The sequence below is a fragment of the Nostoc sp. genome (assembly GCF_054880495.1).
This window is the reverse complement of the sequence record NZ_JBTYKD010000032.1, coordinates 1-24,871: the sequence shown is the minus strand read 5'-3', so window position 1 is coordinate 24,871 and position 24,871 is coordinate 1. Positions and strand designations below refer to the sequence as shown.

Annotated in this window: 25 protein-coding genes and 1 pseudogene; 8 read left to right on the top strand and 18 right to left on the bottom strand. The window is 41.0% G+C overall.

Going from position 1 to position 24,871, the window contains the following annotated elements; all coding sequences use genetic code 11:
- Positions 1-80: 80 nt before the first annotated feature.
- The 8 genes and pseudogenes from ACYTXL_RS03960 to ACYTXL_RS03925 form a co-directional block, all read right to left on the bottom strand.
- Positions 81-398, bottom strand: a complete 318-nt coding sequence (locus tag ACYTXL_RS03960) for a hypothetical protein (protein WP_461923579.1) — start codon at positions 396-398, stop codon at positions 81-83.
- Positions 374-565, bottom strand: coding sequence for a hypothetical protein (locus tag ACYTXL_RS03955; protein WP_461923578.1), 192 nt, complete (start codon positions 563-565; stop codon positions 374-376). Before ACYTXL_RS03955 ends, ACYTXL_RS03960 begins: the two co-directional genes overlap by 25 nt.
- 6 nt (positions 566-571) lie before the next feature.
- The gene (locus tag ACYTXL_RS03950; RefSeq protein ID WP_461923577.1) at positions 572-1,096 is read right to left on the bottom strand and encodes a DUF4276 family protein; all 525 of its coding nucleotides are present in this window, start codon (positions 1,094-1,096) and stop codon (positions 572-574) included.
- Between the two features lie 38 nt (positions 1,097-1,134).
- Positions 1,135-2,322, bottom strand: a complete 1,188-nt coding sequence (locus ACYTXL_RS03945) for an AAA family ATPase (RefSeq protein ID WP_461923576.1) — start codon at positions 2,320-2,322, stop codon at positions 1,135-1,137.
- Positions 2,323-2,426: 104 nt separating this feature from the next.
- Positions 2,427-2,702, bottom strand: coding sequence for a DUF2281 domain-containing protein (locus tag ACYTXL_RS03940; RefSeq protein WP_461923575.1), 276 nt, complete (start codon positions 2,700-2,702; stop codon positions 2,427-2,429).
- Complete coding sequence (locus ACYTXL_RS03935) at positions 2,692-3,276, bottom strand: Uma2 family endonuclease (protein WP_461923574.1); 585 nt, start codon at positions 3,274-3,276, stop codon at positions 2,692-2,694. Before ACYTXL_RS03935 ends, ACYTXL_RS03940 begins: the two co-directional genes overlap by 11 nt.
- A gap of 103 nt (positions 3,277-3,379) precedes the next feature.
- Complete coding sequence (locus ACYTXL_RS03930; protein ID WP_461923573.1) at positions 3,380-3,583, bottom strand: restriction endonuclease subunit S; 204 nt, start codon at positions 3,581-3,583, stop codon at positions 3,380-3,382.
- 3 nt (positions 3,584-3,586) lie between these two features.
- Positions 3,587-3,846 (bottom strand): annotated as a pseudogene (locus ACYTXL_RS03925) (transposase); the annotation flags it as partial.
- Positions 3,847-4,406: 560 nt separating this feature from the next.
- On the opposite strand from ACYTXL_RS03925, the gene ACYTXL_RS03920 reads away from it, so the two are divergent.
- The gene (locus ACYTXL_RS03920) at positions 4,407-5,726 is read left to right on the top strand and encodes a hypothetical protein (protein WP_461923572.1); all 1,320 of its coding nucleotides are present in this window, start codon (positions 4,407-4,409) and stop codon (positions 5,724-5,726) included.
- A 12-nt stretch (positions 5,727-5,738) separates the two neighbouring features.
- Here the strand turns inward: ACYTXL_RS03920 and ACYTXL_RS03915 are convergent, their stop codons facing one another.
- Positions 5,739-6,659: a lysylphosphatidylglycerol synthase domain-containing protein gene (locus ACYTXL_RS03915; protein ID WP_461923571.1), complete on the bottom strand. Its 921-nt coding sequence runs from the start codon at positions 6,657-6,659 to the stop codon at positions 5,739-5,741.
- 435 nt (positions 6,660-7,094) lie between these two features.
- Here ACYTXL_RS03915 and ACYTXL_RS03910 point away from each other — a divergent pair, with 435 nt between their 5' ends.
- On the top strand, positions 7,095-7,661 hold the full coding sequence (locus ACYTXL_RS03910) for a DUF6658 family protein (RefSeq protein ID WP_461923570.1): 567 nt from the start codon (positions 7,095-7,097) through the stop codon (positions 7,659-7,661).
- Positions 7,662-7,759: 98 nt separating this feature from the next.
- Entirely contained in the window at positions 7,760-8,359 is a 600-nt protein-coding gene (locus ACYTXL_RS03905) for a hypothetical protein (RefSeq protein ID WP_461923569.1), read from the top strand.
- Between the two features lie 552 nt (positions 8,360-8,911).
- Here ACYTXL_RS03905 and ACYTXL_RS03900 read toward each other — a convergent pair.
- Positions 8,912-10,801: a tetratricopeptide repeat protein gene (locus ACYTXL_RS03900; protein ID WP_461923568.1), complete on the bottom strand. Its 1,890-nt coding sequence runs from the start codon at positions 10,799-10,801 to the stop codon at positions 8,912-8,914.
- Positions 10,802-10,879: 78 nt separating this feature from the next.
- Between ACYTXL_RS03900 and ACYTXL_RS03895 the strand changes: the two genes are divergently transcribed.
- A complete protein-coding gene (locus tag ACYTXL_RS03895; protein WP_461923567.1) occupies positions 10,880-11,038 on the top strand; it encodes a hypothetical protein in 159 nt (52 codons plus the stop codon).
- 57 nt (positions 11,039-11,095) lie between these two features.
- Here ACYTXL_RS03895 and nfi read toward each other — a convergent pair whose 3' ends face one another.
- Complete coding sequence (gene nfi / locus ACYTXL_RS03890) at positions 11,096-11,761, bottom strand: deoxyribonuclease V (RefSeq protein ID WP_461923566.1); 666 nt, start codon at positions 11,759-11,761, stop codon at positions 11,096-11,098.
- 248 nt (positions 11,762-12,009) lie between these two features.
- Between nfi and ACYTXL_RS03885 the strand changes: the two genes are divergently transcribed.
- From ACYTXL_RS03885 to ACYTXL_RS03875, 3 genes are all read left to right on the top strand, one after another.
- Positions 12,010-12,531, top strand: coding sequence for a hypothetical protein (locus ACYTXL_RS03885; RefSeq protein WP_461923565.1), 522 nt, complete (start codon positions 12,010-12,012; stop codon positions 12,529-12,531).
- A 181-nt stretch (positions 12,532-12,712) separates the two neighbouring features.
- The gene (locus ACYTXL_RS03880; RefSeq protein WP_461923564.1) at positions 12,713-13,900 is read left to right on the top strand and encodes a hypothetical protein; all 1,188 of its coding nucleotides are present in this window, start codon (positions 12,713-12,715) and stop codon (positions 13,898-13,900) included.
- A 43-nt stretch (positions 13,901-13,943) separates the two neighbouring features.
- Positions 13,944-14,126, top strand: a complete 183-nt coding sequence (locus ACYTXL_RS03875; protein WP_461923563.1) for a hypothetical protein — start codon at positions 13,944-13,946, stop codon at positions 14,124-14,126.
- A gap of 161 nt (positions 14,127-14,287) precedes the next feature.
- Here the strand turns inward: ACYTXL_RS03875 and ACYTXL_RS03870 are convergent, their stop codons facing one another.
- The 7 genes from ACYTXL_RS03870 to purC form a co-directional block, all read right to left on the bottom strand.
- Entirely contained in the window at positions 14,288-15,544 is a 1,257-nt protein-coding gene (locus ACYTXL_RS03870) for a DNA cytosine methyltransferase (RefSeq protein WP_461923562.1), read from the bottom strand.
- 229 nt (positions 15,545-15,773) lie between these two features.
- Positions 15,774-16,940 (bottom strand): lipid-A-disaccharide synthase, encoded by a 1,167-nt coding sequence (lpxB, locus tag ACYTXL_RS03865; RefSeq protein ID WP_461923561.1) that lies wholly within the window; start codon positions 16,938-16,940, stop codon positions 15,774-15,776.
- A gap of 171 nt (positions 16,941-17,111) precedes the next feature.
- Positions 17,112-17,930: an acyl-ACP--UDP-N-acetylglucosamine O-acyltransferase gene (gene lpxA / locus ACYTXL_RS03860; RefSeq protein ID WP_292801010.1), complete on the bottom strand. Its 819-nt coding sequence runs from the start codon at positions 17,928-17,930 to the stop codon at positions 17,112-17,114.
- Positions 17,931-18,241: 311 nt separating this feature from the next.
- On the bottom strand, positions 18,242-18,772 hold the full coding sequence (fabZ, locus tag ACYTXL_RS03855; RefSeq protein WP_461923560.1) for a 3-hydroxyacyl-ACP dehydratase FabZ: 531 nt from the start codon (positions 18,770-18,772) through the stop codon (positions 18,242-18,244).
- Positions 18,773-18,830: 58 nt separating this feature from the next.
- Complete coding sequence (gene lpxC / locus ACYTXL_RS03850; RefSeq protein WP_461923559.1) at positions 18,831-19,706, bottom strand: UDP-3-O-acyl-N-acetylglucosamine deacetylase; 876 nt, start codon at positions 19,704-19,706, stop codon at positions 18,831-18,833.
- A 484-nt stretch (positions 19,707-20,190) separates the two neighbouring features.
- Entirely contained in the window at positions 20,191-22,851 is a 2,661-nt protein-coding gene (locus ACYTXL_RS03845; protein ID WP_461923558.1) for a BamA/TamA family outer membrane protein, read from the bottom strand.
- 125 nt (positions 22,852-22,976) lie between these two features.
- Complete coding sequence (gene purC / locus ACYTXL_RS03840; RefSeq protein ID WP_461923580.1) at positions 22,977-23,714, bottom strand: phosphoribosylaminoimidazolesuccinocarboxamide synthase; 738 nt, start codon at positions 23,712-23,714, stop codon at positions 22,977-22,979.
- Between the two features lie 717 nt (positions 23,715-24,431).
- Here purC and tnpA point away from each other — a divergent pair.
- The gene (tnpA, locus tag ACYTXL_RS03835; protein ID WP_461923557.1) at positions 24,432-24,836 is read left to right on the top strand and encodes an IS200/IS605 family transposase; all 405 of its coding nucleotides are present in this window, start codon (positions 24,432-24,434) and stop codon (positions 24,834-24,836) included.
- The last annotated feature ends 35 nt before the right edge of the window (positions 24,837-24,871 follow it).

Sequence of the window (24,871 nt, the reverse complement as noted above, 5' to 3'; positions counted from 1 at the left end):
TTAACGGCTTGTTTTACCTCCTCGCAACAGTGTTCGATTCGTTTGATGCGAGATTCTTTCATATACTTAACGTACTCGGCTCAAATCGCTCGGCATAGCTCTGGGAAATGCCTGTAAAGAACTCGCTTAGGATACCCAAGGCGTTTTGCTACTGCTGTCATAGGTAGCGGTTGTTCATTCGCTTGAAGCGCATTTTCAAGTAATTGTTTAGTGCGATCGCTATCAAACTTTACTTCAAGCTTTTTTGTACTGCTATCTCTCACTTGGTTTTGAGGCGTAGTAGGAAATTGACTAGAATTCTCCTTAAGAGTCTCTTGAGTCAAAAAATCCAGCACAGATACCTGAAGAGTAAAACAGATTTTCAAAATCACATTCAGTTCTGGCAAGACTTTTCCCATCTGCTTTTAAACTCGGTATCGCTGAGTTTGATGTGGTTATGTTTTTCCAGTTGGGTTTTGAGGTTGCCTTTGAGGTCTTCGGCATTGCGAAGGGTGACAGGTTCGTAGCCTAATCCCCTGACGCGATCAATCAGCTTTTCTTCTAGTTCGGCTTCGCTTTGGGTCATGTTACTCTAGTTGAGAATTTTATTGATGCCATCGAGAAAAACTTGAAAACTACGAGATTTGTTTTCAGTCAAGGATAAATAGGGCGCGATCGCTTTGGAGTGAGTACCGGGGTAATATTCTGGAACTAACTTTCTGAGTTCTTCTTTCGCGGAGTTGAGTCGATCTGGATAGCGAAACTTGTTTTGATCTTGTTTTTTATTCAGACTTTGGGGCTTTAGTCCATAAGCTTTTTCGATGGCGGTGAGATCTCCGAGAAACCAAGATTCTAATTCATGGCAAATAATGCGGATCATTGCCTCTGGTTTCCCTGCTTGTTGGCAAAGTTGCAATAGATATGCTTTTAAATCTTTGCAGTCATGGGAATCTTGATCGTGAACGATTATAAATTTTGTGTCAGGTTTAAAGTTAAAGGCTTTGATCTTCTTAGGAATCGATTTGGTAAGATCTTGTTTGCCTTGATGGGGGATACAAATATAACTAATATGCTCAGGAATTAATTTTGGAAGAATAGTCTCTAGTACAGTTTTCATAGAAGATTCTTCTAGTAAAAAAATCAGATTATAGCTCATCAGGGGGCGACTCCTTCAAACCAGCCTTGATTCCAGAGATATCCGGGTAAATCTCCTGCTTTCACTAAGTTGTTCAGGGTTTCATTATCGCTGGCTCGAAAAATTTTGGTAATTCCTTGTTCTTTTGTCAACCAGAAAATACTTTCTAGGGGAACAGTATTAAGAAAGTCAGGAGAGTGGGTAGAGACAAAAACTTGTCCGCCTCTGTGGGCATAGCTAGCAAATTCTTCAGCAAGTTCGTGAAGCAAACTAGGATAAAGTTGGTTTTCGGGTTCTTCGACGCATAGTAAAGGATGGGGTTTAGGATCGAAGAGCAGAATTAAATAGGCAAACATTTTCATTGTGCCATCAGAAACATATCGATCGATGAAGGGATCTTTAAAAGCTTGGTCTTGAAATTTGAGAATTAGTCTACCGTCTTCTGTTTCTTTTGCTTCTACTTTAGAAATACCAGGGACTCTTTCTTTCATTTTGTTGAGAATAGCTTGAAAAATGTCAAAATGGTTTTGATAAATATATTGAGCAACCACTGCCATATTATCGCCTATAGGAGTGAGGTGTTCGGCATAGGATACATCTTTGCTACCTCTGGCATCGCTGATATGGAAATCGGAAACATGCCAATTTTCAATTAGTGAACGAAAGGCACTAGCGGCTTTGAAGCGTTGAAATTGCCCCAGTCCTTTAATTGCTAAGATATCGCTAGATTCGAGTTGTTGTTCTTCGCGTTCTAATTCTTCGTCAGTTTGTTCAAAATTTTCTTCGTTAGTGATCGCATAACCTTTACCTTGCTGAAAGTCCAAAAAGTGGTATGGGGAACCGTATTCGCCACGCTTGTAGCGTAGTATTTCTCTTTTTACTACGGGTCGTGCTTTTTCTTCTTTTCCAACAATTAAAATATAAGTGACGAGGCGCTCTGTCTCCAGAATTTTCATGCGAAATTTTAGTTCTATTTCGATATCTTCTTGTTCTTTGCCTCTAGTGACGACTTCATTAAATCCACCTCGGATCTGAAGGGCTTGACGAATGTTATTTTTTAGGGCATCACGTAGAAAACCAAAAATATCGAATAGGGTAGATTTACCTGTACCATTGGCTCCGATAATGACGCAAAAAGTTGGAATTTCTTTGATTTCTAGAGATTCAAAGGCTCGATAATTTTTAATTTTTATAGAAACAATTTTCATAACTAAATCTACCTTAAAAAGAAAGAATACTACTTTTCTTCTTGCTATGCTTCTATATGTAGGGAATTGGTGTTAATTTCCTTGTTTTCCCACAATCCTGCTAACTATTGGGGATTATGGGAGAGGTCTTTGCGGATGGTGTCTAGGGTAATGTTTTTCCCTTCCCAAATTCCGGCTAGGGCGAAAAAGTCTTGATCCTCTTGGGGAGGTGTTTGGGGTTGTTGGCGATCGGCTTGAAATTCTAGGAATTCTACAAATTCGATCACTTTTTTTTGTTGTTCGGGGGGGAGTTGTTGGATTTTTTGGATTACGGTTTCGAGGGTTAGCATATTGGGCGTTAGGTAATGGCTAGTAGGTAATGCTTTGATTCTATTCCCCATTCCCTGGTTCAAGGGTTAAACCGCGATAGACTTGTTCAATGGGGAAATTGAGGTTAATGCTTTTGAGTTCGATTGTGTCGCCTGCTTTGTAGTTGATAATCAACCAGTCGCCTGCGTCGTTTTTGTGATACAGGTCGATTTCGATACTGGTGGAACTGATTAGTAGGTAATCGATTAAGGCTAGGTTTTGGCGGTACATTCGGAATTTGCCACCGCGATCGTAGGCTTCGGTGCTAGTGGAGAGAACTTCAACGATTAAGCAAGGGTAGGTAATATATTGGGTTGTGGTTTTATCGCGATCGTCGCAGGTGACGCTGACATCGGGATAGGTGTAGTTATTGGTTCCTACAATGTTAACTCTCAGGTCTGAAGTCGCGGTGTCGCAGCCACTCCCTTCTAAATGAGTAGTAAACAATGTGATGAATCTGGCAGCAAGTAAGCTATGGTTTTTGCTACCGCCAGTCATGGCGTAAACTTGACCGTTGATCAGTTCGTGTTTTTCTAGTTGCTGTTCTTCCCAAGTGAAATATTCTTCGGGGGTTAGGGTGGGGAAATTTTCTTTGGCTGCGATCATTATGGAGTTAGCTCCTGTGTAGCGAAATTCATGGTATTACCTTATTTTATACAAACATTTTTTGTAGTAAGCCTTTTTTGAATTTTTCGGTTTGGTCGATTTCTTAAGATACTGCTTTTATCTTTTGATTGATTATAGTCAGAAATTTGACTATTGTTTTCTGCTCTTCTTGAGAGGGAATTTCAATTTCAATCTGTGCTAACTGAGAACTATATAAATGTACGACTGTATTACCTTGGGCTACTCTGGCAATATCTTTTTTTCTATAATGATTTAAGAGGGTGTTTGAAAAGTTTTGAGGGGTCAAATTTTATGCTAATCGCCTCACCATAATACGGATCATGGCAAGATAAATAAAAGTTTCCGAAGTTTCGGGCAATAACTCATAGTCCTGACCAATCGCCGACATCCCATCAGCCAACCAAAAGTGCGCTCAACTACCCAACGTTTTTTGAGCAACACAAAGCCCTTAGTTTCTTCTGGTCGCAGAACTACCTGCACAATCCAGCGACAAAAGTTCATCACCCATTGCATAAACGGCTCACCATCAAAGCCCCCATCCACCCAGATGGTGCATATCTAATACATTTTAAATTTCCAGATTCAACTAAATCCTCTTTAGAAAGTCCCTTTCCTTTTGAAAAATTAGCAACTTTGCCCAGGGTTGTTTCTTGCCAATTAGGAAAAAATGCTCCGTCGTCCTGTTTAAATATAAGTCCACTGCAATGGCATCATAATGGCGTATCCGCTTGCTTATAACCCACCAAAGATCCAAGTAATACAGGCGATACAGTCTTAAAGAGTGACTTTTTTCAGCAAGGCTCCTATACAAGGAATGGGCGGGTTGTATCTAATCACGGATGAACTCGCCCATAGATTTGTTTACTGGCTCTAATACTTAGAGACTATTTGTGATTTATTTTATAAATGGTCTCTTAGAAGTAAATAATTTTACTGGAGTATTTCATGAAGTATTAAACAATTTCTGTTTAATACTTTATTTATAGTCCGAGTTTATCAAATTTGTGTAAAAAGATTACTGAATCTCTGAAGAATAGATTGATGCTACTGTTCACCAAGGTAAGCTGGTAATAATATGAACAGGAAGCCTTTTTGTACTGAGAACTGGAATGACCACTAATAGTTTCTCAATTAGTCAGCAATATTCGCATTTTGTTACGTCTAAATCTAGACAGCCAAATGTGGAAATGGCACAAGAAGAGGTTTATAGCTTCTTTGTGGAAATTGTCAAAAAATTGTCGCCAGACGATGTTTTACGGGAATTCAAAGGTTTATTTATAGACGGTCTTGATTCACAGTATGCCCATTCTATACCTGAGATATACAGGATTTTTTTAAAAGATAACGAACAAGAGTTATCTAATACACTTAAGCGGTGTATCTACATAATAGTTAATAATTGGACGACTAACAGAAAAGACAAATATATCCAAGAATTAGTTAATTTATTTGCGAATGAAAGCCTGAAAGTAAAGACTAAGAATTTTCCAGATGTAAATATCTGTAAACGTTGGCTAGACAATTTCATAAATAGCAAAGACTACCAAGAACTAAAATTATTTGCTGGTAAACATGATGAATCATCTAAAGGTCATTGGGCTAATCGCTACACTTCGTATTTATTAATTGATCAATCTGTTAATGAGAATAATCCCAGAGAGCAACAAGAGGCTGCTAAAAAGCTTTCTAGACAGATAAAAGACAAATTTAAGTTTGAACTGGCAATGTATATTGCTCGTTCTCAATTTGCCGTCTCAAGCACAACAAGCTACACAAATCCCAGTGTTTTGGGAGATAACGTTCTGCGTTTAATAAAAGCAATTGTTTTAAAAAAGGGTGTGTTTAGCTATGAAAATATTGCCAATATATTTATCAAGCAAACTCAAAAACAAACTCTTGAAGAATTTAAAATAAGTATAGAAAAATATCTCTTTTTTTCTGTAGATAATCAAGAAGTAGTCGAGACTTTGCGGCGGAAGTTCGCAGAAAATTTATCCTTATGGAAAAAAGATTATAGTCAAGAAATTATCACGAAAGAATTGTTGTTAAGAACTTGTAATCGAGTGATTGATTCTTTGACAACAGAAAATGGTAAAGAACCTTCGTCATTATTTATATTATTACTTACCCAAGGTCACTCTCTAACATTGGTGATTATACTGCTAAAGACTATTTTGATTTGCAGAAATTCCCGCAGGCATTTAGAAATTAGGATTGCTCATCTGATTCGTTATTATGAAAAATATCCTGAAGATGAGTGTAAGTGGGTAATCAATTTTATGGAAGTCTTTAATATCACGTTTGCAATCTATGCAGAAAATGTAGAATATAACTTGATTAAGATGGAAGAAGAGCAAAGCAGTAATCCGCAGTTATATCTGGATGGTTATCGTGTATTTTCACAGATGAAGGTAGATAGACAAAAATGAGTGTCGGCGGATTCACGATTTAGCGAGGTGTTCGTCTAACCAAGCGAAGGCAGCACCCGCAGTTTCAGCTAGAATACTAATGAGGCGATATAGAGCGATCGCACTAAATACTAGGGCAGATGGAAAGTGGTGTTGTAAAAGTTCATAGGCAGTCGCTTCAAACACACCTAACCCACCAGGCGCACCCGGAATGATAAATCCTAACAACCAAGCGCAACTAAAAGCCCCTAATAACAAAGGAATTTGATTCACATTCAACGAACCCAGCGCGGACATAGTTAATATAAACCCAGTGGCGCGTAGTCCCATAAAGCCCAATTCTCCCAACAAAGGTCTTAGGGGATAGCTTTTAAGAGTGAAGGGAACAGTTGACTCACTAGTGACAGCAGACTTTTTTGCTTTGAATCTATACAAAAAGCGAATAACTGGGTTTAAAAACCAAGGATGAATCGCACAAAGGACTACAGCTAAACTCAGCAATTGTAATATTTGTATAACAACGCTAGTATTAGCTGCCGCAAACTGGCTACTGCATAGGACAATGATGATTAAAGCAGCCGCTAGCATGAGTAACGGTTCTAGCAAAACGCTTAAGGTGGCTGCACCAGCAGAAACATTGGCATTTTTGGCGGCGACAATTCGCCCGTAGTGATGCCAGATATTACCTGGTAAATACTTAGCAATGTTCGTTTTTAGGTAAACTTGGATGAATTGGCTAGATGATACAGGTTGATTTAACTCTTGTAAAATCCAAGTCCAGATCCAGCCAGCCCAAGTATGTGCTAGTAAAGTGATGCCTGTTGCGATCGCTATAATTGCCCATCCTACCCCATGAATGCGGATAGCAGTTACCTCAATCCAATTATCCTTCAAAGCTCTAGCTAAAAAAAACAGCGTTCCGCCCAAAATTATCCAGCGTAAAAATTGCTTCATCAATCAATTTAGTAATTTAACGGTGAGAGCAACAAGGGCTGAATACCTCAACTATTACAGTACATCAGCTACCTATCTAAAGCTTTTGAAGTATTAAAATAATTCGTAATTCCTAATTCATAATTAAGTTTTGTAACGATAATAGAGAAAGAGCCACAAAAGTTGCTGCTTACTTAAACCCACGGAATTTATTAAACAGGTCTATGTATTTCTTTTTTCAAAATGGATATGATTTTATTTTATATCTTCCTAGAGTTAGATAAAAATATTCTATCAATCATAATTAAAATGTGGCCTGCGCTAGAGGTAAAGTTAATTTTATTATTCATATCCTTGATAGAGGTTATCAGAGATTCAGCAAGCACAATAATTTGCTGACCAATCCAATGATTCAGCAAACTATTAGCTTATTAATATTTTGTTCAGGAGGACTAGATGAACACTGTAAGAGTATTCTTGAAAAAAATAAGATTGCGCCAGATATTAACTATCTTTTTCGCTGGACTACTGTTGATAGTTAACACTGCTTGTAGTGGGGCAAATGCTCAAGCTGCAAATCTCCAAAATCCTGCTGTACAAGCTAGCGGAGCAAACAATCCTTATAAGAACGGTGGAGACAACTATACCAACTATAGAATGTCTACCGATCCGAAAATAGCCAACCCAAAGGCCAATCAGGGACGCGACCAAGCTAGCTTACAAGCAAGTTCGCAATTATTGATTGCTACAAAGGGAGAATCTGAGATACTTTATCCTGGTGGCGAGACACCAGCAGGTCGAGCCCAGAAAGAAGCAGAACTGCCAATCATCACAGATAAGGACTTTCAAGAACCTGAAGCAGGTGGTTTGATTCAGAATGAACCAAATTTAGGAACTCGGTTTCAAGAGCGGATTGAGACTGTAAAAGAGGCTGTTGAAGAAGCTTCCGGCTTTTTGAAAAACAAGGCAGATGAAGCGGGTGCCAGACCGGAATTACAAAAAAATCCAGCAGTAGGCAGATAGAACAATTATTTTGTCTCAATGGTTGAGATTTTAAATAGATTCTAAATGCCATCTGGGTTAAAGTTTAACTTAGTCACAAAAATGCAAGGAGTAGAAGTATGAAAAAAATAGGTACTTGGCTGAAAAACATTCGTCCCTTGAAAGTTTTAACTGTTTTTTTAGCAGGAATATTCTTATTTCTGACACAAGCTTGTGGTGATCCAGGAATAGCCACACAGCCACCAAAAGCTGACGCTCAATCACCTTATTCCAAACGCTACGATCCCACAAAAAATACTCCTCTCTCTGCTCCTGCTGGTGGGATAAATAACTTTAGTGATGTTGATCCCAGAGCGCAAGATGAAAAGGCAGCGAATGACAGAGGTGATGCGTTAGCGAAAAATGCTCAAAAAAATATTGAGCAGAAGGGAATTGACAGTCGAGAGCAATATGGCGAAAATTACCAAAAAGGTACACCCTTTGGTGAAAGAGTGAAGAACCTGGGTGAAGATATCGGCAGTTCAGCTGAAGAAGTTCGCAAAGGTGTTGTTAAGGGGACTCAGCGAGGAATTGAAAATCTCAAGGGTAATACCCAGAATGCTGCCGAAGACGTGACAAAAAATGTTCAGCGTGGGGCTGATGATGCTGGTAAAAATGTTCAGCGCACAGCTGAGGATGCAGGTAAGGCAGTCAAGAGAACAATCAAAGACGTTGATTGAGATTAATTATCCAATCCTCCTGCAAAAATATGAAAGTGCCCACAGACCTTTAGTCTGGGGCTAGTTAAAAAAAGCCTGTCTATGCAGGCTTTTTTTGGGTTTTAGGTGGGGTTTAATTTCCTTGCACTCCATTAATGAGTCTTTGAACTTTATTAATAGATAATAGATACCTCCAATTGATAGACGCAGGTAATAAACCTCTCCCTGCCTTGAACTCAAGTTCAAGTCTGTCCCTCTCGCCCGTCGGAGAGGGACGATTTTGCGTAGTCAAACCAGATTGAGCTAGTTTACTTCGACTTGTGTGTACACCGTAGCCCCACGGAGGGAGAGGAATGGAAGGGGCGTAAAAAGCCATGACACAAAATCAGAAATCAAGACTTATGTATCTTTCTTTTTTCGGATGAAACCACCCTGCTTCTTCGTTGGTGGAGAGGGAGTGCGATCGCTAGTACAGCACGGCGTAAATAAGCCACCCATTTGTAATCTCTGAAACCCTTGCTAAAACGTAATTACGAATTACGAATTACGAATTACGAATTACGCGAAGCGGTACTAGTGATATGCTTCTCTTAAAAAGCTGGCATAATTTGCCCGAACCGTCATAGTAGTAGGATGACTTACACCTAAAGTCCGTTCACAAATTCTCAAAGCTTGCTCAAACAAGGGTTTGGCTTTCTTGTAGCGTCTTATATTACGGTAGAGTGCTGCTAGATTGTTCAGACTAATAGCAACATCGGGATGGTTATGTCCCAGTAGGCGTTTACTCAGTTCTAAAGCTTGCTGATACAAGGGTTCGGCTTTGTTGTAACGTCCTGTAGATTCGTAGAGTTGTGCTAAATTATTCAGGCTAGTGCCAACATCGATATGTTCTTTTCCCAGCAGGCGTTTTCTCAGTTCTAAAGCTTGCTCAAGCAAGGGTTCGGCTTCGCTGTAACGTCCTGTATAACAGTAGAATGCTGCTAAATTGTTCAGGCTAGTGGCAACATGGGGATGTTCATCTCCCACTAGGCGTTTCCACAGTTCTAAAGCTTGCTGATACAAAGGTTCGGCTTCGCTGTAGCGTCCTGTAGATTCGTAGACTAATGCTAAATAGCTGACGTTAGTAGCGACATCGGGATGTTCTTCTCCCAGTAGGCGTTTTCTCAGTTCTAAAGCTTGCTCAAGTAAGGGTTCGGCTTTGCTGTAATGTCCTGTAGATTCGTAGAGAAATGCTAAATTGTTCAGGCTAGTGGCGACATCAAGATGGTTGTCTCCCAGCAAACGTTTTCTCAGTTCTAAAGCTTGCTGATATAAAGGTTCAGCTTCGCTGTAGCGTCCTGTAGATTCGTAGAGTCCTGCTAAATTGTTCAGATTAGCAACAACATCGGAATGTTCTAAACCAAGACGATTTTGAGTCAGTTCTACACACTGTTGTAACCAAATTTCTGCTTGCTGATAAAGTCCTTGACTTTGATAGAACCAAGTTAATTTAGTAAACAGAGTGATTAAATTTTTATCACCTAAATACTGGGGTAGGTGGGTTGCAACTTCTGTAATGTGCGGGATATGTGGAGTGAGGTTAAGAATATCTTCAGAGTTAGGCTGTTGCGGAATTAGCTTTGCTACTTCTAACATCATCACTGCAAATTTAGTTTTTGCTTCATCCGCCTCACTTGACTTATTCAACTTCATTTGGAAAAGTTGCCGAATTAGTGGATTTAGACGATAAATTTCTTTACTTATCCGTTGTAGCAAATGCAATTCGAGTAAATTGGCTACGCCTTTCTCCCAAAGTTGTTGTTTGTCATCTTCTATCGTCTCAACAGATAAGGGAATGTCAGCTAACGCACACAAACTTAGCAAACAGCCAAAGCTTTGTGCATTCTCATCCAACTGTTCCCAACTCAATTCAAAAGCTTCAGCTAGACCGGATTCATAATCTATCAATGAGTTAGCATTGACTACTGTTTCATGTTCCAGTCGCTTTTTCTCTAGCCGCTTCAACAGTGTTTCCAGAGACAAATCTGGCATTTTATCCAGATATTGCCCGACTAACTCTAATGCTAAAGGCAAATATCCCAAAAATTTACAAATTCTTCTCGTAACCCAAGCTTCTTGTTGCAGTCGTTCCCGAACCACCAGCGATTTTAATAATTTTATTGCCGCCAAGGGTTTGAGGACATCTAATTCACTATTATATTTCGCCTTCAGGTAAGCTTGTAACTTTTCTAATTTGCCCCGACTATTGGAAATAGCTAACTCAGGATAATTCTGGGCGAACTTTTCATATACCTCACCCATCCAGTTCCTAAAAGTAGCAACATCAACGTTTAATTCGCTGGCAAGTTTAGCTTCACTTTTACCTAAGTTTTCAGTCTTAAAATATTTTATAAAAGCTGCCATTTGCTTTAGAGATAAGCTATGAGTAGCAGCTTCTTTGGCTAGAAAATTAGCCCATTGCATAAACAGCTTGTAAAGTTTATTTTTAATTCTACTTTGTCTCCATTTGGAAAGCACCTCTCTTTGGGGTAGAAATACCATTTGCATAGAAACATTTACAAGCAGTGGTTGCCTTTGAAGCTCGAAGTTGAGCCTTTGAAGCTCGAAGTTGAGCCTCTGAACCTCAAAGTTGCACCTCTGAAGCTCGAAGTTGAGCCTCTGAACCTCGAAGTTGAGCCTTTGAACCTCAAACTGTACTAAGGTGAGTGATTTAATGAGTAGGTGCAAGCAAGTATTTAGAAAAAACTTCAAGAAGCTTTATTTCGCCGAGGCTAATTTATCCGCAATGCGTGTAGTTTCTGGCAGACGATATTTTGTGGTGCAGCGTAATACATAGTCAATCGCTGTCGGTAAACTAATACGATGACCACTGGAGATGTAGAGAGGTTTTACTCCTGTGCGCGATCGCAAAACTGCCCCAATCGTTTCACCCTTATATATCAATGGTTGCTGGCTGCCTTTTGTTTCTGACAATTCCCCATGCTTACCTACCAATAACGATTTGGCTACACCAATTGTCGGCATATCTATAAGTAATCCTAGATGAGTAGCTATACCTAATCTGCGGGGATGGGCAATTCCTTGACCATCACACAGGATGATATCTGGTATTGTTTTAATCTTCTCCAGGGCGTCGAGGACAGCAGGAATTTCCCGAAATGAGAGGAAACCAGGAATATAGGGAAAGGAAGTAGGACGGCGTGCTAGGCTTGTCTCGATTACTTGCAAATCAGGAAAACTCAGTATTACTACAGCTGCACGGCTAATTGTTCCATCAGCTTCAAAACCCATATCCACACCAGCAACGTACTTGATAGGTTCTTGCAGTTGATCCTCTGTAATTACATGATCTCGCAGCTTTTCTTGGATAACTATGGCTTCTTCCAGGGTCGAAGGCCAAGCATGATCTCGATAAATCTTCATGTTTTAATTTGGAATAAAATTGATTGATCTAAATCCTGGTAATTTTGCAAGCAGAGAAAATAAACACTAATTTTTGATATTGATGCCGGAAAAATATATTTTTTGCAAAAGTCGATGAAAGACTATCTTTATACTAGATATTTTAACCCTAGTTAGTTGATATCTTGCATCAGAATGTTATTTAAGGCTGTGAAGAGGGAATCCTGAGAATATAAGTTTATTTTCCCAGATTTTCTTTTTTACTGGTTATGACACAGCCGAATATTCTGGAACTTGCAAAACAGGGAGATACCGAGGCGATCGCATCTCTGATGAACCGCCACTTACATCCCAAAGCTATGACTGCAAAAGTTGCCTTCAAAGATGGTTGCTTAGAGGTAATGCTAGAATCTGCCGAAGTACCAAATCAGCAAATTTTAGTTGCATTTGTCCGCAAAGGGTTAAGGGCTTTAGGGGCTGCATCTGTTGAAATAGTGAAAGTTTATGGACAACAAAGGGATAGCGAGTTTCCAGCTTGGAGTCAAGAGTTTGATTTAGCCATAGCAGAAGCTGAACTAGAAGCCATAGATAATGAACAATCTTCTAGTAATCCTCAAACCCTAACTATTTGTATTAACTTAAGTGGCGATACGGCACGCGGATTAACAAACCAAGATTTTGAAATTATTGCTAATCAAATAAGCACTGATATTTTATCATCTTGTACTGACGTTTTTATTCAAAAAGTAAGTATTAGTAATGGTAGCTCTATGATTACAAAAGAACGTTAGTTTTTTGTTTAACGCAGAGGTGCAGATAAGAAGTCTAAAATTGGGGCTTTTGTAATAAGTTTAATAAATCTATGTAAATTTTAAACATCGGGTTTGAAATATTCTGAGAATGTTGCTTTTACCTGTAAATGGGGAATCCTGAGATAGAAGATATTATCTCAGATTTTTGGATTTATTGGTTATGAAACAACCGAATACTCAGGAAGTTACTAAGCAAAAGCTACAAATGTTTTACTGGCCTTTATGGTTTCCTTATCCTACTTCTTGGTTAAAAGCATTGATTTTGAATCTATTTTTGAGCGCTATTATATTTGTACTCAAGAATCCTGGAAAGGTAGGCTACTGTATCGCATATTTTGTAAATAGTCCTGAGTTATTTGCTATATTTACAATACTGTTAATCCTATCTCCAATTCCTATAATTTCTTTGACTCATCACTACTTACACTTGCTCATTAGTCGATTTATATCAGAAATTCAGGCACCCGAAATAGGTAGAACGCAAGGATTATTACCAGGAATAATGAGTTGGTGGGAAGGATTATATGCTTGGCTTGTAATTGCAATTTCTACACTTATAGCAGCTTTGTTTTCTACAATCCTCCTACCGTTCTTTAATCTTAGCTACGCTAGATCAATTGAGTACTACACAGAAGTGCAAAATATTAATAATATAATATTAATGTTTGGGCTGTTCTATATTTCTGCTGGGGCACTAACTTATCAAATTGAATATTTGGTAAAATGCCGAATAATATCTGCTTATTCTAGCAGTAAAGAAACAAATGCAAGTCAATCAAATACTGATTTGAATACAGATAAAGAACTCAATAGATTGCGCGGCGAAATGGGTATACACAAAATGAAATCAAACATTTTATCCAATGATGAAGAAACTACAATCATCAAGACTCGAAAGAAGTATCATAATTTAAATAAAAATTGGTTGCTCATTCTTTTGATATTTTCAATTCCTGTAGGAATACACTTTTCTTCAAAGTTCTTAGAAATACTTCCCCTAACCTCTAAAATTTCAACACAAATACCATCAAAGTCTGTATTAGTTACACCCTCACCAGTGACTTCAGAATCGCCGACTATGTTACTTAAAACAGATACATTCCGAGAGGCTGTTAATCAAGCAATCAGTGCTGCCAAACTAACCCAATCAGCAAAATCTCCAGATGATTGGAAGATAGTTACGAGTCAGTGGGAATCTGCGATCGCACTTATGAAAACCGTACCATCTTCTAGCCTAAATTATGTAGTAGCTCAACAAAAAATCAAAGAATATCAGAGAAATCTAAACTACGCTGAGAAAAATTCTGTCGGTAATAAGGAAAGCGATCGCACCTCAAAGCTAAACTAGAAAAAGGAGTGCGATATTCCGACACTCATGAGGATAAATTATCATGCTTAATGGACTCAGGCAACAGGCGATCGTCAAACCTGGTGGTGTAGTAGAAATCTGTTCTCCAGAACTTTCAGCAGGTGCAACTGTCGAGGTGATAGTACTTCTGGAGTCACCCGCAAAGCATTCTGAAAAGCCTCTAACTAGCTTTATTGGATCTGCTAGAGGTAGTTTTGCCAGATGAACTTAATTCAATGGCTAGACAAGCTTCTGCTGAACGAGCATGGTCTTCTATCGCTAGGTTTTATGACAACACTTCGACCCTTCGACAAATGTTGGTGAAAACCTGCAAGAGCAAGTTATGTCTTCGATTCAAGAATCCCCTCGGCTTCAGCTAGGGGAGTGTCAAAAGTCACGCTGATAATATTGTGCAGCTTGCGACAGATTAAATTGTAATAGCTTCTCCTCTGGCAACTTGTATCGCAAACTCGGCTTAAAAGGCGAAATATTCAAACTGCGAATTATTTCCGCCGCCACAGCCTTTGCTAGTAGAGGCGGTACAGAGTTACCAACTTGCCGAAATCCATGCCATTTAGTTACATGAAATCTAAACCAATCTGGGTAAGAATGCAATCTCGCCGCTTCCCTAACTGTGATACAGCGTGGCGTAATTGGATGAATCGGTCTAGGAGATGTGAAAGAACCCCGATACTTGTCTGTTCCAGCTCTTAAAGTATTGCAGACACCAGCAGGATGCAGCTTATAAAAACGACTAATTTTTTCTCTTTCGCCTTGTTGAGTCTCCTGAAAACGTTTAATAGTTTCCGCAGAATGTTTTGTTCTTAAACTTGAAGAAAGTATCCGCAAATCATATTCGCGTTTATAAGAATAATCATCGTCTAGGCATTTGATCCCGCGAAGAATAAGAGCATATTTACTAGGTTTTCCGTATTCTGCTACAACCCAATTTCTTGTTATTAACTCAGGATATTTTTCTATTTCCGGTAAATCTCCAATTGCATCCCATACTGTAGGACTCAATGGGATGTCAGATATTTTTTTAGAAGTTAAATTATTTGGTAATGCTTGTTTAGTAATTGGCTGAGGGTATTTTGGTAACTCTACATCCTCCCTTGCGCCGATGAGAAATAATCTCTCACGAGACTGTGGTACTCCGTAATTTGCAGCGTTGAGAACTTGGTAATTTTCTTCTACTTGATAGCCGTAAATTCTAAACTCGCTAATTAACGTTTGGAGGATTTGTTTATGTTCGCCAACTGTGATCCCCCGGACATTTTCCATCACAAAGAATTTCGGTTTTAGCTCAAAAACCAGCCGATGAAAGTGAAACACCAAAGAGTTTCGCGGATCATCAAGAATCCGTTTCCCAATTAGGGAAAATCCTTGACATGGTGAGCCACAAATTACCACATCAATTTCCCGATCGCCAATCTTAGACCGATTCCTAATTTCTTCCCCGGTTGTATCCACAACACTTTTGCATAACACTGAGCAATAAGGGAAGTTAAACTCATGTGTTGCACAGTGGATCGGGTCGATTTCCACAGAAGCCAGCACATCAAAACCAGCTTGCTCAAAGCCAAGAGTCATACCACCCGCGCCGGCAAATAAGTCAACTGCGATCGCTCGTTGTTTTCTCATCTCATGAGCCATGACACCCCAATCTAATTCGTAATTTATAATTCGTAATTCGTAATTAACGCACGGAGAAAGGCGGGTTCTAGAAAAAACAGGTGCTTCACACTTATTTGATTCATAAATAAACTGATTGATTCTCTATTTTCAATTACGAATTACGAATTACGTTAGCGAATACTCGTACTCTTTCAGAGAAGCAAGCTACGCTTTTAGCGTCTCGTAGAGAGCGTCACTACGAATTATTTGGTCGCATTTGCAAAATTTCTAGAGCAGCGCGATCGCACACCCCAATTTCTCCTAAACACTGCCGCATTTCCTGATAATCTAGCAAGGTTTGCTCTCTGCGACTCGGATTGAGTAGCAGTTCCATCGCCGCTTGGATAATATTCTCTGGTGTAGCTTGCTCTTGTAAAAATTCTGGCACAATCGGCTTCATCACTACTAAATTGGGTGGCGATGCGAAGGTTATAGAACCTTTGAGGATTTTACGAGCTATCCAAGCAGTCAGAGAACTTAGGCGGTAAACTACAACTTGCGGTACATTGAACAAGGCAAGTTCTAGGTTCACAGTACCAGATTTACTAATGCCTAAATCAGCAGCAGCAAAAACTTCCTTTTGTTGACCTGATAGAACTGTAGCCTGCAAACCGTAACGCTCAACAGCCTCCTCAATTGGCTGTCTATAGATTTCCAGAGATAGGGGAATCCAAAAATGAACTTCAGGTAATTTAGCTTGAATAATCTGGGCAGCTTGAAAAATAACTGGTAAAAGATATTTTAGTTCTTGGTGGCGAGAGACGGGCAGGAGTGCGATCGCAATTTGTTCTGGTGCAATCCCCAATGTTGCACGAGCCACTTGGCGACTAGGAGCATCTTGCATTCGGTCAACCAAAGGATGCCCTACCCAAATAACTTTTGCGCCTTTCTCTCGAAAGTAACAGGCTTCTTGGGGAAAGATTGCCAACAGCTTGTCTGTAAAGCCAACAATCCGGTTAGTTCTACGCAAATTGACTGACCAAGCCCACTCTTGGGGAGCGATATAATACACTACAGGCACATGTGGTAAGTGCCGTTTCAGATAAGTCCCGATTTCCAGATTGGGAGTCATATAATCGATCAGCACCACTAAATCCGGTGGATTTTGTTTTAGGGAAGCGATCGCCTGACGTTGCACCTGGAGAGTCGGTAAAATATAAGGCAGCCCTTCTAGAATACCCATTGAGCCAATACTACTGGTATTGCCCAGTAAAATTGCCCCAGCCTCTACCATTTTTTCGCCACCCAGCGCCACAATCTCTAATTCCAACCCAATCGCCACAGCTTGACGCTTCAGTGCCGCGATTAGCAGCGATCCTTGTAAATCGCCAGATACTTCGCCAGTGCTGATAAATATCCGCATTTGATAATTAGTAATTAGTAAAAATTAGGAGTCAGGAGTTAGGAGTTAAAAATTTGATTCATAATTTATGCTGTCTAAGCAATTAACCACAATTCCTCAGAACCCCTCCCCGCAAGCGGGGAGGGGTGCTTTGATTATGGGTAATTCGACAGACCTGATATATCTAACATCTCACGATTCATCACTCGCGCCTTTTTTCCCTTTACCGGGAATCAAGCCACGCCTTCCTGACATCTGAGAAAGTAACAGGAAGCGGCGCAGATGTTGCAATTTTTCGCTATCCCCTAACAATTCCAGTTCTTCCAAGGCATCCTTAAAAGACAAATTAGAACGGTAGAGAATCCGGAAGGCTTTTTTCAGCATAAGCAAATCTGCTGAGTCCATACCAGACCGTTTAAGTCCGACAAGATTGAGGGTTCGTACTCGCGCCGGATTTCCCTCCACTAGCATATATGGGGCTACATCTCGGTCAATACGTGCCATGCCTCCCACCATTGCCTGTCTACCAATATGCACAAATTGATGGACACCTAAAACCCCACTCAGCCTAGCGCGTGACTCTATATGGACATGACCTGCCAACGCCACAGAGTTAGCAATCACTACTTGGTCTTCAATTACGCAGTTATGAGCCACATGGACATAAGCCATCAGCAAGTTACCATCACCAATTACCGTCGCTTCACCGGCACCGGTAGCGCGGTTAATCGTAACGTACTCCCGAATCAAATTGTTATCACCAATTTTGACCCAAGTTGGTTCTCCCACAAACTTCAGATCCTGGGGTTCCATGCCGATGGCTGCACCTGTAAAAATCTGATTTTGCGCCCCAATTTCACAAGGTCCCTCTAGCACTGCATGGGCGCCAATTATTGTTTCAGGTCCCACTTTGACATGCGCTCCAATCACAGCATAGGCACCGACTTGCACTGTATGGTGGAGTTCCGATTTTGGATGAATTACAGCAGTTGGATGAATTAGCGTTTTCAAGGGTGAATCTCCAGAACTGTCTTGATAATCCAGCGCCGGACGGGGTTTATGAGGCAGCGTGTTACCCTGGTTAAGAGAGTTATCCCGACTGCTGTCCCATCAAGGCAACTGGCGTTGTTGAGCGTAAAGTATTTCAGTGAACGAAAGTGTCGGGCAAAGCAAGTTAAATGTGTTTGTGAGTGCGTCTCGTAGAGAGGGCGTCGAAAATCAAGAAATTATCAGATGCTATAGTGGATTTTTTTTACTGTCATCCTTTTTTCGGATTCAGTAGGGGCATTTCACGGCTATGCCCATACCACAAAAGCAAACTTTTAGCTAACTAGAGAAAACATTAATTCCCCTTCACAAGCAAGTTGACCGTCAACTTCGGCACGACCTTGCATCTTACCGAAACGACGTTGTTTTACCCATAACAGTTCCACCGTCATTACTAGTTGATCTCCCGGTACGACCTGACGGCGAAAGCGGACTTTATCGATACCAGCGAAGACGAACAGCCCGTCTTCTACCGGAAACATTTGAGTTAGAACAATGCCCCCAACTTGTGCTATTGCTTCGACAATTAGCACCCCTGGCATCAGTGGACGTCCTGGGAAATGTCCTAGGAAATGGGGTTCGTTGATAGTGACATTTTTAACACCAACAGCTCGTTTTCCTGGAACGTAGTCAATTATTTTGTCTACAAGTAAAAATGGGTAGCGGTGGGGCAGTAATTTCTGAATTTCTTCAGATGTGAAAGTTGTTTTAATCTCAGAACTGATTTTAGTCTCATTTATAGCCTCTGATTCGATAGATGTAGGTGTAGTCGGATCAATGATATTTACTTCAGTGAGGATTGACATTGGCCGTGTAGTTGATTTTTCGTCTGAAAGTTGAGTAGGCAGGTGTATATCCAAAGCCTTAATAATCCCGGATTTTAGGCTTTAGATCCAATCCCAAATCTAAAATTCTTTGAGCCAGTTGAATGTGTAAATTGTGACTGGCTTTATAGGCTAGGAAATGAGCAGTAGGAAAAGTTCCTAGTAAACTTAAATCTCCTACTAAATCCAAGATTTTATGACGGACTGGCTCATTTGCAAATCTCAAGGGTGGATTTAGCCAGCCTTCTGATCCACAAACGAGTGCATTATCCAAACTGCCACCTTTAATTAAACCTGTTTTTTGTAAGTGTTCAATTTGATCCAGTAACCCAAAAGTCCGCGCAGGAGCAATTTCCGCAGCAAAGCTAGCAGAAGCTTTTTCTAGTTCAGCAGTTAGTGACCAACTATGCCATTGATTACCAATGGCGGGCAGGTCAAAATCAATACCGTAACTAAAGCGGGTTTCTGGTGCTGGGAGGGCACATACAAAGGCATCCCTTTGATACACCCATATTGGTTCTGTAATAGCCAAAGGAATTTGGTTGTTAACGGGTTGTGATACTAGACCAACTTGGGTAATGTTGGCTGTCCACACACTTGCCGAACCATCCAAAAGTGGAACTTCTAGCCCATCAATTTCAATCCGGGCATTATCCACGCCCATACCCGAAAGCGCTGCCAACAAATGCTCTACCGTGCGAACATATACCTCACCCTTGCCCAACTGAGTTGAGAGAACAGTGTGACTAACTGCTGCAATTTGGGCTGGAATGATCGGCAAATCCGGTAAATCCACCCGCACAAAGTAGCGTCCACTTCCGGCATCAGCAGGTAGTATCCGCACCTGGGTACTTACACCGCTATGCAATCCCACTCCAGTTTGAGTGATTTGGGCTGCTAGAGTGTGCTGTTGCATAACCGAAAAGTCAATATATTTCCTTTAGTATTGTTCATCGTCTGTTTTGGTAAAATCCCTGATATTCCCCTAAAAATCTCATTAATCCCTTTATCGGAACAGTATTGAGTGGCATAACTATATTTAACTCCATCTTGTACCAAAAATTAATTCCTGAAGCGTTTAAAACCGCACGAGTCGCTTATATCTCAGGTCTAAAGACACGCTCGCTTTACGCCTAACGGCTAACTTGTAAATGTAAAAATTAGCAAGCTAATTAGGAAAAGAGAATTGTCATTAGTCCTTTGTTATCGTAAATAAAAGGGTTTAAGACCCCTACGTATACACGTAGCGCGGAGTCGGAGCCACTCCGCCTCCGATCAGTTTCAGTCGGGGTTTAAATCCCCGTCTGAAAATGTCTTTAATTACGAATTACGTTAGCGAAGCGTTAGCGAGTCATCGAGCGTCATTACGAATTACGAATTATTTAATGACTAATGACAAATTAAAACCTTTCGCCAATACCAAAATTAATCTGGCTACCACCGTTATCGTTGATACCGTAGTCAATGCGAATTGGCCCTAGTGGAGACTGGACGCGAATGCCGAGACCATAGCCGTAGCCACTCCCGTTCTTATTGAGCACATCACCTGCTAGGGTACTAGTACCCAGGTCACTACCGACATCAAAAAATAGTGCGCCGCTGACTACTGAAAAAACTGGGAAGCGATACTCAACTGATGCTTGCACATAACTGCGTCCAGTACCTAATTCTCCTTCTCCATAACCCCGGACGGAGTTGCTACCCCCAAGGGTAAAAGCTTCGTAGGGAGGTAAGGTACCGATAATTGTTCCTGCTTGGAAGTTAAATGCTAGAATTTGTGCCCCTTTGGAGAAGTGAATCAACTTGATGGGTAAATATTGGCTGTAGCTACCCCGTAATCTGCTGAAGAGAATGTTGCCTAGTCCCACAGGCACTGACTGATCGACTCCCAAGCGGAGATAGGAACCCTTGGTAGGTTGTAAGGGGTTATTACGGAGATCGCGCTGTACCCCTAGTTGCAATAGCAGCAAGTCGTCTTGACCTGTACCAGATACAGTAAATGGAACTAACTCGCTGATGCGATTACCATTATCATCAAATATCGCTCCTGATTTTCTGATCAGGCCATAGCCATCACGGGCGGAAACTCGTTGATACTGTAAACCGGCTGACGCACTCCAGACGGAAGTTTTGTAGGGATTGGAGGACAGGGGACGGGTAAAGGTGACACCACCACCTAGACGGAGAATCCGGGGGGTATACTGAGAATTTGTATTAGTGAGATTATTTGGGTCAAATGTTTTAATATCCTGATCTTTGCCCTGAAAAATCAACGAAATGGAACTGCGGCGAAAAACATCGACGGTGTAGGAAGTCCGGTGGGGATCTCCTGCAATCCAGGGGTCTGTATACCGTAGGTCAAACAGCACTAAATTCTGCTGTCCTATCTGTAACTCTGCACCCAGTTTTTGGTTCCTACCGTTCAAGTTTTGCTGTTGATAGCTAAGGGTGCCAAACAATCCGCTTGCAGAACTAATCCCTGCCCCGGCGGCAATAGAACCGCTACCGCGTTCAGCTACATTTACTACTACATCTACTTTGCTGGGGTCACTACCAGGGTCAAGGGAGACATTTACATCTTCAAATAGTCCCAGTCCATACACTCGCTGTAGGTCTTTTTGCACCGTGTTGCGGTTGAATACCTGTCCTGGCTTTAATTCCAATTCTCGTGTAATGATATAATTTTGGGTCCGTCCGCGAATCGGTTGTCCCTTCTCGTTTGTCTCCTGACCATCTTTATTGCGGAACCGGACTCTTATATTTTCTACTACCCCTTCTGCTATTTGCAAGGTGACAATTCCGTTTTCAGAGACTTGGGGCGATCCAATCACGTTGGCTAGCACGTAACCTTGGTCTTGATACCGCTTGTTTAACTGCTTGATGCCTTCCTGTAAGTCACGCAAGTTGAGGATTTTGCCATACTGCTGGCGAAAAACTTCATCTACAGTATTAGGTGGTAGTACGGAAGCAACACCAGTGCCAGGATTGGCTTCTACTTGTACCTTGGTGAGGACGGGGTTAGGCTGTACAACAAAGCTGACTCGCACTCCCAAGGGGGTATCTTCTGGCGTTGCTTGGACGTTGGAGAAGAAGCCAGTACCAAAGATGGCGTTAATATCTTCTTGCAGTTGGCTGCGGGTTGTCGTTCTTCCTGGTTGGGTACGAATTACTTTGTAAACTTGGTCTTCTAGTTCTGGTGATAGTTGCCCAGCTTGGGATTTAACTACTACTTCCGACACCAGTACGCGGGGGTCATTGGCTTCTGGGGCTGGGTTGGGTTGAGTATTTCCCGGAGTTGTCGGCGGGTTAACATTCTGCGGATTTGGAGTCGCGCCTGGGTTTGGCGTAGGTGTTCGTTGTTGAGTAGCTGGGGGTGAAATCTTTGGAGCGCTTGATGGTTTGGGAGTTGTGGGTAATAAAGGTTGCGTTGTCGGTGGATTGACATTTTCTGGGACTGGAGTAGTCTCAGGAGTTTGGAAAGGTGTTAGTTGTTGACTACCTGGGAGTGGAATGTCTGGAGCGCTTGATGGTTCGGGAGTTGTGGGTAATAAAGGTTGCCTTGTCGGTGGATTGAGATTTTCTGGAACTGGAGTAGTGTCAAGAGTTGGCGAAGGTGTTAGTTGTTGACTAGCTGGGGGTGGAATGACTGGAGCGGGAGATGGCTGTTGAGTAGGGTTGGGATTTATTATTTGAGGGGTTTGTGCAGTTGTTGGCGTTGTGGAGGTTGGTACTATTACGTTTGGTGTCGCTCCGGCGTAGCCCGCACTTCGACTTGGCTCAGTGACCACCGCAAGCATCGCGGCTCCATTGGCAGGGTAAAGTGTGACAACGGGGGATTGTAGATGTTCCGCCTCTGTAACCCCTGTGGGATTAGGTCGAGATTTTAAACTCTCACTAGTGTAACGCTGACCAGTGTCCTTTTCTGGCTGCTGATTTGTTCCTAGTGTCAAAACTTCTGTTGTCTGTTTTGAACTGTTGGCGGTTTCTGCATTTGCACTCAGTGAGCCGCCCAATGGGACTGTAATTGCTACTGCTGCCAGCAATACGGGAGATAAACGCATTTTACTTATGATTCCTATTCACGACCACACACACCATCACAAATTTGTCATTTGTCATTTGTCATTTGTTATTGACTATCGGTGACAAAGGACAATCCACACGAGTTTAATTGATTTTTACCCACTTAACTATTACTCTCTACTGCTTTTAGCACTCTTTGTAAAACTTCTTGGTAAGCATCCTCTACATTTCCTAAGTCTCGGCGAAAGCGGTCTTTGTCCATTACTCGGCGGTTTGAGTCCTCTTCTGCGGTATCCCACAACCGGCAGGTGTCGGGGCTAATTTCGTCTGCCAAGAGCAACTGCTGTTGTGAGTCCAAACCAAACTCTAGTTTGAAGTCTACTAGGATAATGCCGCACCGTTGCCAAAAGTTACGGAGAAATTCGTTGATTTGCAATGCTAGATGGGTAATTGCGTCTACTTGTTCCGCAGTAGCTAGTTCTAGCAGGTATAGGCGATCGCGTGTCAACAAAGGATCTCCTAACTGATCGTTTTTGTAATAAAACTCAACCAAAGGCTGTTTCAGAATTGTACCCACTGCTAACCCTGTTTGTTGAGACAGACTCCCAGCAGCAATATTTCTAATCACTACTTCTAACGGTAAAATCTTTACTGCCTTCACCCGCATCTGATTCGGGGCAGGGCTGTCGATAAAGTGAGTCTTTATACCATTCCCCTCCAACTGTTTAAAAAGCTGGCTGGAAATGCTACAATTAATTTTTCCTTTCCCTTGGATGCTGCCACGCTTTTGGGCGTTAAACGCCGTGGCATCGTCTTTAAAATCAGCCAACAAGACTTCCGGATCGTCCGTTGTATAGAGAATTTTCGCTTTGCCTTCGTATAACTTGGAATTAACAGACATTGGTGGCAGGTAAAGTTCTAGGCGATGAACCAAAGGTTGTCCTTTGAGGCTTTACCATTTTATCTTTAGTTATTAACTATTAGCCATTGGTGATTATTTAAGAGGATGTCGGGCTGACGATAATTGTCCAAAGGTGCCCAAGGACTGAGTGGGGAATCTCACTTCTTTACTCAGAACTCGGAACTGTTTTACCTAATGCCCTCTTGTTGGTAACAGAATTTAGTAACCTGTTGGCAAAGATTCTGAACTGAATCTCTAACTTTTAACAGAGGATAATTGGCTTTGGTTTATAGTATTGTTACCTAAGTAGTTTGACTTGTTGAAATATAATAATTTTTACTAAGAATTTTGCACAGAAATAGAATTATATTTTGTATAGTTTGTCACTCAAGATTTAGACTGAACCTAATTACAATCCGAACTTTATAAATTAAGATGAGATAAATTGACAACCGGGAGGAAAATCAAATATTGTCTCTAGTTACTTTAGCAGGAAATACTTATGTAACATTTATCACATAAATATTTCAAGCATGATCTTCTAATCTCAAAATCTGAATTAACCAATTCCCGCATCACCGATTGGAAAAGGAGTTGGATGATTTGATTTCTGCAAGCCGCACACTCGTGACTTCCAGTCATGAGTTAGGCGCTCCATATTTCCATATTTTTCTTGCTAGAGTCTTGTATATGGTCATGTACATGGTAAGATAAGGTATGGAAGTAAAACACGGTAGAGGCTATGTTTATGCAATTGAATATCATATTGTATGGTGTGTTAAGTACAGACATAAGGTACTGAAAGATGAAATAGCCGAGTTTCTAAAAGAGGTTTTAGTTGAGACGGCAATTCTCTACAAGTTTAAAGTTGAGAGTCTTGAGGTAGTAGAAGACCATGTTCAGGTTTTAGTGTCTGCAACACCTCAGCACACCATCCCTAACATAGTGAAAATGCTAAAAGGAATATCGGCTAGAAAACTGTTTTTAAAGTTTCCTCAACTCAAGAAAAAGCTATGGGGAGGACACCTTTGGAATCCTAGTTATTTTGTCTCAACAGTTAGGGAAAATACAGAAGCAGAAGTAAAAAAGTACATAGAAAAGCAAAATGCAGAAAGCGTTTAAAGTTACACTCATTCCTAATCATAACCAAGAAATCC

Coding starts and splice junctions, on each gene's coding strand:
- ACYTXL_RS03960 (WP_461923579.1), bottom strand. CDS start 398: ATGGGAAAAGTCTTGCCAGAACTGAATGTGATTTTGAAAATCTGTTTT.
- ACYTXL_RS03955 (WP_461923578.1), bottom strand. CDS start 565: ATGACCCAAAGCGAAGCCGAACTAGAAGAAAAGCTGATTGATCGCGTC.
- ACYTXL_RS03950 (WP_461923577.1), bottom strand. CDS start 1,096: ATGAAAACTGTACTAGAGACTATTCTTCCAAAATTAATTCCTGAGCAT.
- ACYTXL_RS03945 (WP_461923576.1), bottom strand. CDS start 2,322: ATGAAAATTGTTTCTATAAAAATTAAAAATTATCGAGCCTTTGAATCT.
- ACYTXL_RS03940 (WP_461923575.1), bottom strand. CDS start 2,702: ATGGGGAATAGAATCAAAGCATTACCTACTAGCCATTACCTAACGCCC.
- ACYTXL_RS03935 (WP_461923574.1), bottom strand. CDS start 3,276: ATGATCGCAGCCAAAGAAAATTTCCCCACCCTAACCCCCGAAGAATAT.
- ACYTXL_RS03920 (WP_461923572.1), top strand. CDS start 4,407: ATGACCACTAATAGTTTCTCAATTAGTCAGCAATATTCGCATTTTGTT.
- ACYTXL_RS03915 (WP_461923571.1), bottom strand. CDS start 6,659: ATGAAGCAATTTTTACGCTGGATAATTTTGGGCGGAACGCTGTTTTTT.
- ACYTXL_RS03910 (WP_461923570.1), top strand. CDS start 7,095: ATGAACACTGTAAGAGTATTCTTGAAAAAAATAAGATTGCGCCAGATA.
- ACYTXL_RS03905 (WP_461923569.1), top strand. CDS start 7,760: ATGAAAAAAATAGGTACTTGGCTGAAAAACATTCGTCCCTTGAAAGTT.
- ACYTXL_RS03900 (WP_461923568.1), bottom strand. CDS start 10,801: ATGCAATGGGCTAATTTTCTAGCCAAAGAAGCTGCTACTCATAGCTTA.
- nfi (WP_461923566.1), bottom strand. CDS start 11,761: ATGAAGATTTATCGAGATCATGCTTGGCCTTCGACCCTGGAAGAAGCC.
- ACYTXL_RS03885 (WP_461923565.1), top strand. CDS start 12,010: ATGACACAGCCGAATATTCTGGAACTTGCAAAACAGGGAGATACCGAG.
- ACYTXL_RS03880 (WP_461923564.1), top strand. CDS start 12,713: ATGAAACAACCGAATACTCAGGAAGTTACTAAGCAAAAGCTACAAATG.
- ACYTXL_RS03875 (WP_461923563.1), top strand. CDS start 13,944: ATGCTTAATGGACTCAGGCAACAGGCGATCGTCAAACCTGGTGGTGTA.
- ACYTXL_RS03870 (WP_461923562.1), bottom strand. CDS start 15,544: ATGAGAAAACAACGAGCGATCGCAGTTGACTTATTTGCCGGCGCGGGT.
- lpxB (WP_461923561.1), bottom strand. CDS start 16,940: ATGCGGATATTTATCAGCACTGGCGAAGTATCTGGCGATTTACAAGGA.
- fabZ (WP_461923560.1), bottom strand. CDS start 18,772: ATGTCAATCCTCACTGAAGTAAATATCATTGATCCGACTACACCTACA.
- lpxC (WP_461923559.1), bottom strand. CDS start 19,706: ATGCAACAGCACACTCTAGCAGCCCAAATCACTCAAACTGGAGTGGGA.
- ACYTXL_RS03845 (WP_461923558.1), bottom strand. CDS start 22,851: ATGCGTTTATCTCCCGTATTGCTGGCAGCAGTAGCAATTACAGTCCCA.
- purC (WP_461923580.1), bottom strand. CDS start 23,714: ATGTCTGTTAATTCCAAGTTATACGAAGGCAAAGCGAAAATTCTCTAT.
- tnpA (WP_461923557.1), top strand. CDS start 24,432: ATGGAAGTAAAACACGGTAGAGGCTATGTTTATGCAATTGAATATCAT.